The 13,616-nt window shown below is 31.2% G+C and carries 11 protein-coding genes; all 11 read right to left on the bottom strand.

Translation table 11 applies throughout. The features are described 5' to 3' along the window. Positions 1–3 precede the first annotated feature (3 nt). The 11 genes from ACJJVW_RS14315 to ACJJVW_RS14265 all read right to left on the bottom strand — a co-directional run bounded on the left by ACJJVW_RS14315 (position 4) and on the right by ACJJVW_RS14265 (position 13,616). Positions 4–1,170 carry a glycosyltransferase family 4 protein gene (locus ACJJVW_RS14315; RefSeq protein WP_405252741.1) on the bottom strand — a complete coding sequence of 389 codons (1,167 nt, stop codon included), beginning with the start codon at positions 1,168–1,170 and terminating at the stop codon, positions 4–6. A 5-nt stretch (positions 1,171–1,175) separates the two neighbouring features. After that, positions 1,176–2,552 (bottom strand): phenylacetate--CoA ligase family protein, encoded by a 1,377-nt coding sequence (locus ACJJVW_RS14310; protein ID WP_298324823.1) that lies wholly within the window; start codon positions 2,550–2,552, stop codon positions 1,176–1,178. Positions 2,553–2,699: 147 nt separating this feature from the next. Then, positions 2,700–4,004 (bottom strand): glycosyltransferase, encoded by a 1,305-nt coding sequence (locus ACJJVW_RS14305; RefSeq protein WP_405252739.1) that lies wholly within the window; start codon positions 4,002–4,004, stop codon positions 2,700–2,702. Positions 4,005–4,050: 46 nt separating this feature from the next. Continuing rightward, entirely contained in the window at positions 4,051–5,292 is a 1,242-nt protein-coding gene (locus ACJJVW_RS14300) for a hypothetical protein (RefSeq protein ID WP_405252738.1), read from the bottom strand. Positions 5,293–5,372: 80 nt separating this feature from the next. After that, complete coding sequence (locus ACJJVW_RS14295; RefSeq protein WP_405252737.1) at positions 5,373–6,812, bottom strand: MOP flippase family protein; 1,440 nt, start codon at positions 6,810–6,812, stop codon at positions 5,373–5,375. Continuing rightward, on the bottom strand, positions 6,812–7,936 hold the full coding sequence (locus ACJJVW_RS14290; protein ID WP_405252735.1) for a hypothetical protein: 1,125 nt from the start codon (positions 7,934–7,936) through the stop codon (positions 6,812–6,814). Before ACJJVW_RS14290 ends, ACJJVW_RS14295 begins: the two co-directional genes overlap by 1 nt. 8 nt (positions 7,937–7,944) lie before the next feature. Then, entirely contained in the window at positions 7,945–8,931 is a 987-nt protein-coding gene (locus ACJJVW_RS14285) for a nucleotidyltransferase family protein (protein WP_405252733.1), read from the bottom strand. 74 nt (positions 8,932–9,005) lie between these two features. Then, positions 9,006–10,013 carry a hypothetical protein gene (locus tag ACJJVW_RS14280; RefSeq protein ID WP_405252731.1) on the bottom strand — a complete coding sequence of 336 codons (1,008 nt, stop codon included), beginning with the start codon at positions 10,011–10,013 and terminating at the stop codon, positions 9,006–9,008. 68 nt (positions 10,014–10,081) lie between these two features. After that, positions 10,082–11,218: a DegT/DnrJ/EryC1/StrS aminotransferase family protein gene (locus tag ACJJVW_RS14275; RefSeq protein WP_298324807.1), complete on the bottom strand. Its 1,137-nt coding sequence runs from the start codon at positions 11,216–11,218 to the stop codon at positions 10,082–10,084. A gap of 14 nt (positions 11,219–11,232) precedes the next feature. Then, entirely contained in the window at positions 11,233–12,426 is a 1,194-nt protein-coding gene (locus ACJJVW_RS14270; RefSeq protein WP_298324804.1) for a UDP-N-acetylglucosamine 4,6-dehydratase, read from the bottom strand. 89 nt (positions 12,427–12,515) lie between these two features. Further along, positions 12,516–13,616, bottom strand: coding sequence for a hypothetical protein (locus ACJJVW_RS14265; RefSeq protein ID WP_405252729.1), 1,101 nt, complete (start codon positions 13,614–13,616; stop codon positions 12,516–12,518).

The raw sequence follows: 13,616 nt of genomic DNA, 5'->3' as shown, positions 1-13,616 counted from the left end.
AGTTTAATTTTTGTTACCCTTTAAAGTGGCCAATAATGTGTTGTACTCTTGAAGTAGCGCTTGCCAAATTTCTTTTCTTTCATAACTACTTGTTATGATTGCTCTAGCATTTGCCTGAGTACGACTATAAAAGTCCTTATCCTCTATAAGCTTATACATTGCTATTTCGAGTGCGACACTACTTTTTACTGGAACAATTAATCCATTGAGATTGTTTACGATAATCTCATTACATCCATTTATATCTGATACTATAGACGGCAACCCCATAGCACCTGCTTGTAATACCACATTAGGAAATCCCTCCCTATATGATGGAAAGGTTAACGCTTTCGCGAAAGCAAGATAAGGTCTTACATCATCTACATATCCTGTTGTATAAATCTTAGGATGCTTTTTAATAATATCTTGTGTAGTCTGTAAAAGTGGATCCAGTTCCTCTTCTAGAGGACCCACAAGCAGTAATGATGTCTCTGGATGCTTTTGTTGAACAGTTACAAATGCTTTTACCAATTCATTCACACCTTTATCTCCTACTAGTCGCCCTACAAGAATGAATGTAAAATCACTAACCGCTATTTTGAGTTCGTCACTGACATCTAGACTATTATTTACTAAAGAATCTTTTGAAAAATAAGTAGTATCTATCCCATTTGAAGAGCCCTTTCCTATCACTTTAAGCTTTGAAGATTCAACAAATTTTAATTCCTCCACAATAGTTTTAAGACCCTGAGCGTTAGGATACACTTTTGTTGCAAAACGGTAGGTTAATTTTTCAACAATATCTAGCAGTTTTCTTTTTGCACCAGTAGCCTCTAGTAATGGTAACCCAGCTACTGTATGCAATCTTAGAGGTACTCCAGCAAGCTTTGCGGCGAGCATACCTACAATGCCCGCTTTAGGCGTATGCGTATGAACAATAACAGGTTTCTCTTTCTTTAAAAATATATAAAGTTTATATACAGCCTTGAGGTCTTGTAATGGCGTTATTTTTCTTGTCATTTCAAGAAAAAAATAAGGCACACCTTGCTTTCTAGCTACTCTTTTAAGCTCCTCTTCTTGAGAAGATACAGCAATAACCTCAAAATAATCTTTCATGAAGTCAAGCTGCCCCTCAAGGAGCTTATCTAATGAGATAGGTACCGTTGTAATTCTTATTAATTTATTCAAAATAATTATTCTATCAAATGCTTAATATTATTTTTAACCAAACGGAATTTACCGCTTTTCTCAACGGGTATTGATGTGACGTATTCAAATTCTAGTTGTAGCTTGCTGCCTACCCTATCCACCCAGTTAGCTCGAAATTTATCCTCTGCTTTTTTTGTAAATATACTCTTGTCTATAATTACTTTAATTATGATACGATTTAATTCATTTTGAGTAGCTTGAAATTTTACAATCCCTTGTACGTCTTTTAAGGTGTTTGAAATATTACCAAGATTTATTTTACCAGTTTCAGGAGAAAACACATAATCATCTACTCTGCCTAGTATTTCTCTTACTAAAGGGTTATTATTACCACAACTACATAATTCTTCGCTTAGCGCTATAGAATCACCTATATCATATCTAATTAATGGAGTTCCGTGTGTTGTAAAACTTGTAAGCACTAGTTTTCCAGATTGCGCGGGTTGATTATCATTATCTAACACCTCAAAAACACCACTCTGCAATTCTAAATGCAATTTCTTATTAGAGCATTCTATAATAAACGGAGCTCCTTCTGATGATGCGTATTGATCATAAACCCCGCAATTAAAATAAGACTCTATTAATTTTTTATTTAAAGCAGTCACACTCTCTGCTGTGGGAAAAATTGCTTTTACTACTCCTTGGGGAAAAGGTAAATTATTATTAAGTCCATATTTGGCTATCTCTAAAATATTAGATGGAAAACCTACCAAATACTCGGGCTCAAATGAAATAAGATCTTTTATATAGAATTTAAGATAGTCTTTCTTAATGTGGAATGTTGAATAATATTTTACATTATATATATAATCTTTTTTCCAAAATCGATTTTTCTTTATATCCCGATTAGTTAGAATATTTTTACCCGAAAACCAAGCAGTTTTTTTACCTAGTTCATAACCAAAGTTAGATCTAAAATTATCTAACATGGCAAAACGTTCTTGAAAGTCTTCATTAGTAAAAAGTACTTCTAACGATTTTCCAGTAGTGCCTCCTGTTTTGGAGACAACAGCATCTGCTTTAGGTATTGTATAAATAGTATCTACATGCTTACGTATTTCCTCTTTTGATAAAATAGGAAGTTGAGATATATTTTCCAACTTTCTAAATTCAATATTACCATCTAGACGTTTAGCGAAATATGGAGAATTTTCAATTGCATGAGAAATAAAAGCAGCATACTTTTCTTCTTGTAATTTTTGCAATTCGTCTAAAGTGAGGGATTTATTTTTCTTAAATAAATCTCTGTAATACTGATATTTACCTTTATACCTAACATTATTGCTTTTGTAATTATACAAACTCACTAAGATATTTTGCAGAAAATTTGGTAATAATTGATAGATTACTTCTCTCATTATAATATTGTTATTCTCTCATTAGCTAAACATAAGAAGCCAAAAACTTTCTACTGTTTTCTTTGATTTCAAAATTCACCAAGAGTAATTATTCTATTATTCAAAAATACTAAACACGTCATTTGTGTTATCTCTTTTAAGGGACTCTTAATCTAAGTCGATTAATTTTTCTAATAATGTAGTTTGGTTTTTTCGATCAAATATTGATAATACATCATCTTGAGGTGCAACGTTAAGGCCGTCTAATTGCCACTTGCTTATCATAATACCCCATACTTTGAGTTGCTCTTCCTTTGTATCATTATGAATATCAACATTAGCACCTAAATCATATTTTTTAATTAATGCTGTGGGTTCTGATTTATTCGGAGCAAAATTCATTATAAACCTATTTGCCGCGAGATATTCATAAAATTTTAAAGGAACTCCAGTATAATGAGAAATTTGCTCTCCTACAATTAACCATAATATGGTTGATTGTTCATATTGTTTAATCACCTCATTACGTGGTATTTTACCAATGTAATTAACTGTTTTATATGACTTAAAGATTGCCATTTCTTCTTGTAAGGACTTTTCGAAATTTCCAGCTATTACGACTTCTACATCATCAAGCGTCATTAATTTATCCTCTACAGCCCAATCAATAAGCTGGAGCAACCCTTTAGGAGATCTTACACCTCCATAAAAACTTCCCGCATAAAAGATTCTAATCTTACTAGACTTCTCTTTTATTAAAGTTTTTTCAACACTAAAATCATCTTGATCAAAACCGTTATAGATAACAGAGAATTTTGCGGAATCTTTCTTATAGTGGTTTGCATATATCTCACGCATCGCATTTGATATAAAAGTAATCTTATCTGCCTTATGTAGAATATTTCGCTCAAACCTCTTATGAAATAAAGAAAGTGGCCATGGCGAGTGCAATTGCTGTCCCTCAATATAATGGTAGTCACGTAAATCCCCTATGAGCTTAAGTTTTGGTTGTAATTGCTTTAGATACATCCCTAACAGATGATTAGTCATAGACGGTGATGTAGAAATCACTATATCTAAATTACTAACAAAATCATTATTTTGTTTTAAATACTTTTTGGCATTAGCATACCAGAAAATCGCTTTATCTGGAATTAAGAAGTAAGTACCTAATTGTACTATTTTTGATTTAAGCTTTGACTTAATTCCAGGTGAGCCAGCTTGCATTTTTGCATTCCTAAATCCAGCACCCAAGTTATTATTTAATTTACTTTTTATACCAATTAACTTGACATGTGGTAGCTCATTATTCATTGTATCATCTACTCCCAATGAACTATCAGGATTGCTACACGTAAGCACGGTGACATTATATTTTGTTTTATCTAAATATTTTGCCCAACTATATGGTCTTCTTGCTGCTGGAGCATTGTAAGGAGGATAAATGTAGCTTATGATGAGAATGTTTTTCATTTTTTATGCTCAATTAAATAAATAGATAGTTGATTTCTTCTTAGACTTACAAATAAACAAAGGTATAATCCCATCCCTCATAAATTAGCCATATTAAGTTTCCATACCATATTGTACTACTTGTAAGTACTACACCGAGGTATCCAATTTGGAATAATAATAGAAAAGCAAATGCTGGCAATAATCCAACAATCAATCTCTTTGTGTTCTTTGTTTTATCTATTAAGTAGTAATGAACTAAAAAGAATAGAAAAAGTTGATTTGCGATTGTAATAAATCTACCTCCAGATGGTACAATTGAAAGTGCAAAAGTTATAGCAAAAAATAGTAGTACAAAAGAAAAGAGCATTTGATGTTTTTCACCTAACACAACACCGTTCTTAAGCCTTCTTTTTATGTATAGGACTATAATGAACAAGTATACCTTGACTATCGTTGAAAATGATCTACTAACTGTGTGAAAGAAAGTTTCTCCCCTTTCCTCATAACGTTCAGATAGTTCAGAACTATTATAAAGCTCAACCTTATCTGCAACGCTTGTTGATAAAATTCCAGATAGGAAATCAAAATTCAACAAATTAGTATCTGACAAAAAGGATAAGAAGAAACCTATGTAAAATGAAAGATAAATCCATGTAGGTGTTTTTTTGTAATTAAACAGAGCCGATTTGAAAAAATAAAAGAGTAATATAACAGGAACTATAAAGAGATATGAGAAATGAATAAATATCGTTGCTACCAAAGCGATACTCCAAATCTTTCTATTATAGTAATATAAATTTATTATAGCGCAGAGAGCAATTATTGCAGCTGTATAAAATCGTGCTCCATTAATATTTATGATTGCATTTGAAGCAAAATAAACAAGCGCTATTATGGCTACAAATTTATCTCTTTGCTTCCATTTAATATCTAAGAGTAACTTGAGTGAGGTGTATGAAAATAATCCAAAAACAAAGCCAAATAAAGCAAATAAAACTTTAGGGTTTTCAGAAAATGAATGCGTCAAGGAATACATTAAGGATTTATACACATCAGTTATTGCCCCAATACTATAATTGAAAAAAATCTTCTCGATTGTATAATGCGAATTTGTAAATCCCCAAGCTACTCTATATGAGTCTGCAGAAATTGTAGTAAATGAAAATGCATATCCAAAAAGAGTGGTGAAGAGCACATATATAAACCCACTCTTACGAGAAGGTATTGATCTCAATGCCAGTAAAAAAGATCCAAATGGCCACAAAAGGAAAAGTGGTAATTCTAGATCTATTTTTCTTTTTTGCATAATTAATTTTCCTTTTCTATTTAGCTATCCATTCAATTTACAAAAATAGAATCTCCATTCAAGAGATTGCTGTGTACTTACTATTTTCTAAGTAAATTATTAATTTTAAAAGCTCTAGGAATATATTCCTCTTTAAACTTATACACCCCCACTAGATAAACTAGAACAAATATAAATGTTATAATGATAGCCTTTATAATATGCTCACTATCTATAAATCCATAGAATACTACTAAGAGTACTGAAGACAAAATGGATGGAAAAAGCATAGGTCTTAAAAAATTAAAAAAGCTTATGGATAACATAGCCTTCACTTGAATTCTCCAAAAAGGCCATAAATTGACAATGGTGCTTACGAGTAATAATGCTACCATTATAGTTGGAGAAAATAAAGAACCTACGTATAATACAATGGCGTTTGCTATAATCCTATAAATAGTCCAATAGAGACCTATATCTGTTCTTCCAAGAGCAATCTGTACAGATGATACAGAACCTGCTGCAGCCGTAATTGCATAAACACCTGCAAGCAATGTGAGAATGAAGCTATACTCCACATAACTATCTCCGTAAACAATCTTTAAAATCAACGGTGAGAGTAATGCTACAAGTGTAAAGATTGGAAAATTGATTAGTGAAACTATGTTAAGCATTTTTATAAACGCCTTAGACATATTTTCTTTTGAGTCTTGTAGCGTAGCTAATATAGGTGTTGCAACTTTTAATAAAATCGGAGATATAATAGCATAAAGCATTTGCACTATACGTTTACACAAACTATACGCACCCAATGTTTCTTTACCAAATGCTGTACTAATTAAAAATACATCTATTTCTCTAGCAAAGTAGTCAAGTATTGATGAGCCTAGTTGATAGACTCCAATATTTAAATAAGTTTTAGTTTCTGCAAAACTAAAATGAGTTGAAATATTCTTATCTGTATAAATGCCGTGTACTAAATAAATAATATTAGAAAGTATAATCTCAAACATGGTTGAATACACTAAAGAATATACTCCATATCCATTCATTGCTAAAACGACAACTAGCACAAGTGTAAGAATAGATACACTATTATCAACTATGGACATAAACTTGAAATTCATCTGTTTATGTCTAATGGTCTTACTTTGTCTACCTATAGATGAAAAGAAAATATTTAGGCTTAATAGCTGTATAATAGGTGTTAAAATCTCCTCCTCATAGTACATAGATACTAATGGAGCACAGAGCATTAATAATACAGACAGTATAATTCCTGTAAAAACATTGAGCCAAAAGAGTGATGAGTATTCGTTTTTAGATATCTGCTGTTTGTGCATTATAGCCGTAGACAGGCCCATATCTAAAAATATACGAGTAAAACTTATAAAAAGAATGGCAATCGCAATAATACCAAAATCAGCTTTGGTTAGGTATCTCGTTAATATTGCTACTTGAGCAAGCTTAACGATACTCGATACTACAGATGATAACGTTGTCCACTTAACGCCAGATGCGGCTATTTTTTTGATATCCATTACACTAAAGATGAGTAGAGATTAACCCAATCTCTAGTTACTACATCCCAGGATGATAATTGGTGCATTTTTTCCTTATTTACTAGGCTGTTTTCCTTGATAACTGCATAATTTGTAATAGCCTCTTCTATATGTAAAGTCAAGTTATCTAGGGATGATTTGAAATAATAAACACCATTTTCTTCAAGTTTATTATAAGGTAACCATTCACCTACAATCACTATATTTTGGGCATATAGGTGCTCTTGAATAGATGCAGAAAAGGCATCAGTTATCTGAATATTAATTGCTATGTCCGTAGCAAGTCTCAATCTAGAAACATCTTCTGAAGTCAAATCTTCAGTTAAAATTAAATATTCTATCCCTGATACATTTAATTGGTCTCGCACTTTATCCAAGATTTCTTCCGTCACTCCATACGTCATTGGTAATAACAAGAAAATTTCTTCTTTTAAAGCATTATCTAACTTTAAAACAGCATCTAAAATAGCAAGGTGTTGTTGTCCAGCAGATCCATTATATCCACAAGTTACCACTCTCTTATCGATAGGTAATTTTAGTTTAAACTTAATATCTTCTATATTTTCTGCTCCAGCAATCTTGTCTATTAAATCAAATTGGGTAATTCCAAAATGAGCTAATTGAATCTTATCATCAAAATCTTTATAATATGCAACAAAGTCATCTTTCATTGCATCTGTTCCTATTTGAATACAATCTATTTTTTTATAGTAGTCACGCTGCTTCTCCTTAATAATATCTGAAGCTCTGTAGAAATCAGATCCCCATATAGTTATCTTTACTTTACCACCTAATTTTTTCAATAAATCTATCGTGTTATAATAGAACGTCCCAAAGAAATGAATATCAACTATATCATATTTTCTCAGCATTCCATTTAATAAAAAAGGAGCTTTTTGAACAACAAGGAGTTTGAGTCTATAATCAAATAATAGCACCTTTAAAACCCTTAAAAAAAATGGCAAATCACATCCAGAACTAACGTATTCCCAAGTTGATATATTAAAACTATCAACTTTAAGTTCGGTTGCATTGAGCTTCTTACATAGCGTATTAACAAGCGTGTTATGATTTACAAATTGATGTAATATTAATATTTTCATATCTCTTATTACTTGCCTAGTACTTGCATATACTCGTCCCAAGTACCAATATCAGTCCAACTGTTTTGAGAAATTGGAAAAACACCTACTTTACGTCCTTGTAATCTTAAATTTTCTATTAAATGAGTAATGTGAAAAAAGTCATCGGTAGGAATTTCATCTATAAGATGTGGCTCTAGAATATACATACCACTATTAATCTTAAAAGTAAGTTCTGGCTTTTCTGTTATATCTTCTAAAAGACCATCCTCCCCTGTTTCAATAGTTCCGTAAGCAATAGGATAATGCTTTAAAGCTGCAACTATCGTTATTTCATTCCTATTTTGCTTATGATACTCAAGAATTTCTGAATAATCTTGGTCTATTAAAATATCACAGTTGCTTACAAAAAAAGTAGAATCAATTTTATCCTTAAGAAGACTCAAACTTCCAGCAGTTCCCATAGGCTTATCCTCTTCAAAATAGGATACATTATAAGGCAATTTTTGACTTTCAATATAATATTTAATAAGATCTGCTTTGTAATTTACAGAAATATGAAACTCATCACATCCGTATTTTCCAAATCTGTCAAATATTTCCTCAAGCATTGTTTTCTTTCCAATAGGAATCAACGGCTTTGGGATCACATGTGTTAACGGCCTTAATCTAGTACCAAAACCACCCGCCATAATAATAACAGGAAGTTTAAAATCCTTCAAAGGTTTACTTTCTTTAGAATTAAAAAGTTCTTCCCAAAAATGAATTTTCACAATGTTTCCACTGCTGTCCACTACAGGCATAAATTCTGAACGTATCCTCAGCATTAACTCCTTAATATCCTCAATCGAATCTGTAGTTTTTGATACAACGTAGTCGTTTCTCATAATAGTTGAGATAGACTCATTTAAATCAACATTTCTTATAATTGCTCTTTGAATATCACCTATTGATATAAGACCAAGATATAAACCATCCTCTACAACTATCAGTAGTTTATTGCCTACATCATCCATGCGCTTAAGTGCGAATAAGATGGATTCACTTTGTAATAATGATAGATTTGAAATAGATTTATCCATTTATTGAATTACTTTTTAGGTGTGCTTTTATTAAGCAGTTTTGAAAATTGATGCGTACCTCTTATAAGCTTAAAACCTTTATTTATCCACGTTTTATGTATTGGATAATTTGCCAAATAGGTTCCCATCTCAGCAAAATCAGCATTCTCACCACACCATGATGCTATATGATTATCAAGAGTTCCAAAAATACCTAAACCTCTATAATCTGAATCAACTGCCGAAACGCCAATAGTTGCTATTGTTTTATCAAATTCTTTTATAAAGCTCTTTTTACAACTATAGTAACCTACAACTTTAGAATCAATTTCAGCCACGTACATGACATCTACAAAGCCGTTTAATATAGAATTCTTAGCAGAATTTTCTAATAAAATACTTGACTTTATATTATCTAAGAAAGGATCGAGATGAAAACGACTAAACTTAAATGACTTCTTTGCAAGACTTGCAACTTGTAATGCATCATTGTCAGTAGCCTCTCTAATGATCACATTATTATTAGGTTCTACTATTAGATTGGTATTTTCAATTTTACTGCTACTAAATGTTAAAAGAGTGTGTAGATAGTGATAATTACTTGCTGTTAGTGTATTGAAAATAACATCCATATTTTGGATATTATTATTTAAACCCATGGATACATGAACTTCGTCATAAGTATCTCTAAGTTCTGTTTCTAGTTTATCCAGAAGTCCAGTACTTATTTCATTTATATGTGAAGCATCCTCAGAAAATATAAATAATTTTGATATCTGATAACAACAAAGATCAAACATTTCACTATCGAATTCATTTTTTGAAGCAAATATAATTCCTAGTAAAACATCATTATCATGAGCAGAATAAGCTAAAGTACTTGATTTTGCAATAAGACTATCTAAGCTATTTTTTGCATACTTAGAAAGCTGTTCAATACTTAAAGAACGATGCTCTTGATATTCGAAATGACTTCTCGAACAAGATTTTATAATAGCATCTATTTCTTCAAGTACTACTTTTCTATATTCAATCATAAATTAATCTCTTAAAGAATGCTAGGGTGAATATGAATTAACATAATCATCACATTAGCTTAATTATATTAATTTGCCTGTAAAATGTCTTCTAGTGTTTGTGCAATAAACTCAATCTGAGATTTTTCTAATTTAGAATACATTGGTAATGTAATTAAATTATCAGCTATGTACTCAGTGATTTCCAATGGAGTAGCATAATCTTCATAAATAGAAAATCTATGAACTGCCGGATAGTGTACACTAGTCTGTATACCCTCTTGAGATAAAAGCTCCCTAATTTTATCTCTTTTTTCATATGTAGAATTATCTAATACAAAAGTGAAAATATAATTAGAAGAAAAATCAGATCTCTTTTCGAAAGGAATTGTAATTCCTTTTATGTTTTTTAAAGAATTGAGATAACTTTTTCTATTCTCTGCCCTCTTGTTGAGATCATCTTGAATCTTATCTAACTGCACAAGTCCAATAGATGCTCTAATGTCATCCATTCTATAATTAAAACCATTATCCACTACATCATATGTTGTTGAGTGTCCCTTAGCGCGCTCATAAGACATTGAGGTCATACCATGCGAACGTAATAGTTTTGCTCTTTCATAATAACTTTCGTTATTAGTAATAAGCATACCACCTTCACCTGTACTTATATTCTTATTTGAGAAAAAACTGTAACAACCTAAATCGCCTATTGTACCTAGTTTTTTTCCTTTATATTCTGATAATGGTGCATGACAAGCATCTTCTATTACTTTAAGATTATGCTTTCGCGAAAGCGCCATAATCTCATCCATATTACATGCAAAACCACCAAAATGCATTACGATAATAGCTTTAGTTTTTGATGTAATTTTTCTTTCTATATCTTTAGGATCAATAGTGAGATCTGAAGTACTTACTACATCTGCAAATACTGGAGTAGCCTTAACATAACGTATCGCATTACAAGTAGCTACAAATGTTAAAGAAGGACAGATAACTTCATCTCCCTCATTAATATCTAATAATTTCATTGCTAGGTGCAATGCTACAGTACAATTTGCAAGAGAAATAGCATGTTTTGCATGTAACATCTCAGCAAATTTTGATTCAAATGCAAGAGATTTTGGTCCAGTTGAAATCCATTTTGATTGAATTGTCTCTAGTACAGCCTGCTCTTCCTTTTCGTCAAAATTTAAATCGAATAAAGGTATTTTATAATCCATATTATATTAGAATTTTACATTTTAGAATCAAGGTACTTACCTTTTTCCTTATGATTAAAATTTGGAATCATTTTATTAAATAAATCAACAATCGGACTTTTAGTCCAGACTCCCTCACTTTTCATTGAAGCAATAACGCTTTCAAAATAAGTTAGTTTGTCTGTCTCTATATGTAACTCATTTTTAATAACCCCGAGGTTTTCAAACTTTTCTAAATCAATAGTTTCATTTTCTGTAAAGAACTCTTCAAAATCTTTCTCTCCAGTAGTGTCACTTTTGGTGAATAAACAAGGCCACTTTTTTTCTTGAGGTAATGTGCTCATTAATTCTCTAGCTTCATCTTCATCTTTACATAGATAAGGCTCGTAACCTAAGTTTTCAAGATATTTTACAGCTATATCAGCAAACGAAATTAAATCTAACTTCTCACTCAATTTAGGAAAATAGATATCTCTATTATCACCGAAAATTGTAGACATTAAACACAGCTCGCCCGACTCTTGAGGCGTAACAAAGTAACGTTTAATATCATTAGGAGCTACAATAGGTTGTTGTTTTAAAATTCTTTGGTTAAATCCGTGCAACAATGATCCATCAGAAAATGCAACATTAGCAAAACGAGCTGTAGATATTTTGATTTCTTTACTACGCCTCATTAAAAACATTTCCATGATACGCTTTGAAGCACCCATCATATTTACTGGATTTGCTGCCTTATCAGTCGAAACGCAAAAATATTTTTTTGTACACTTAGAAGCTATTGCTTGTTCAATTGTTTTATCAGTATTAAAGACATTCACATCTATCATGCGCATAAGTGTGAAAGGATCTTTTTCACTTCTTACATGCTTAAGAGCTGATAAATTTAGAATATAGTCGTACTTGCCATCAGACTTGAAAAAGGCATCATAAATTGGAGAACCCACATCTATAGTAAAGGTTTTAAAATCTCCATCAATGTAACCATAAGAACTACGAAGATCTCTTACTAATTCTGTTAGATTATTTTCACTAAGGTCTACAACATGTAACTTTTTAGGATTTCTTTTAAAAATCTCTTTTGTGACTGCCTGCCCTATTGATCCTGCACCTCCTATTACTAAAAAACTAGATTTTGAAATCTCCTTTCTTAAAGAGTCTTCTGCATTATTTATGTCTTCTTTAAATAGTGCTTTATCTCTACCTATTAAGCTTAATATATTTTGCATAAACTGATATTTCTTATATGTGTATTTTAATAAATTATATAAAAACATCTTTCGATGTATACACGTCAAATTTTAATTTGGAAATTAATTTAAACTTCGACCCACAAACTTTTTACATAATCTCTAGTAACAATATATACGTATCGTAATATAGCCACGATAAAGCCTATGAAGGCGTATATAATTATAGTTGTAAGTGCATTACTGTTTTCAGCTCCTAATGGTACTGTTGCAGGATTAATTACAGTAAAATTAGGTGTATCCTCCTTAATCTTTAAGCTTTGGTTTATTCTTTGTTGCTCTAAATCTGAATATAAAGTGTAAAGCAAGGTTGCTTCATTTTCGAGTTGTCTTTTTCTTATAAGAGAAGACTCGGTAGCATTAAATCTATTACGGTCAGTGTAACTTGCAAGTCTAATTTGGGCGTCCTTATATTCTTGTTTAGTCTCTTGATATTGATTTTCAATAAATTCAAACTTCTCCTTAGCTTTTGCTATTCTATACCTAATTATTTCTTGTTGTAAACGCAATTGTACTTGCTGCGCTAGCTGAGCAGCAGCGACAGGTTCCTCTTTTAAAACTGTTTTAATCTCTAAAGTACCATCCTCTTTATTTATACTAAAAGATATTTTATCCCTCAAAGATTGAAGTACTTTGTTATCATTACTCGTAATATATTCTAATGAGTCAATGCGCTTAATAGGTGCAACAGTTTTAGACTCTTTCTTTCCAAAAATTAAGCCAGGCAATCCTATGGTGTACTTTGCTATTATTTGACCTGTGGATAATTTTTCTCTATTAATTGCATATTCTTCAAAAGTTATTAGTGAATCTTCTGATTTTAATTTTAACGGAATATCAAAAAGTTGTTTTCTAAATTCCCAACTCTCTATTATCTGTGGGTATAAAAATGTTGGAATATCTCCATTACCTGTAGCTTTCATACCACCGCCACTTATTAAGGACGCTATACCTCCTAAACCTCCAGATTGTGAACTACTTGCGTCTTGTGTAATGAATAATACACGCGAACTATATTTCTTTGGAGTTAGGAAAACCACTAAAATTCCAATAATAAGAAATATAATGATTGAACTGATTATAAATTTCTTTGTCTCTAAAAAACCTTTTACAAACCCTAATACTATCTTATAATCATTCTCGCTAGACTCTTCTAATTGTTCTTTCAT

This window comes from Dokdonia sp. Asnod3-C12 (assembly GCF_045063975.1).
Lineage (GTDB): Bacteria > Bacteroidota > Bacteroidia > Flavobacteriales > Flavobacteriaceae > Dokdonia.
Note: the sequence above shows the minus strand (reverse complement) of the source record. Positions and strands in the feature narration are given on the sequence as shown.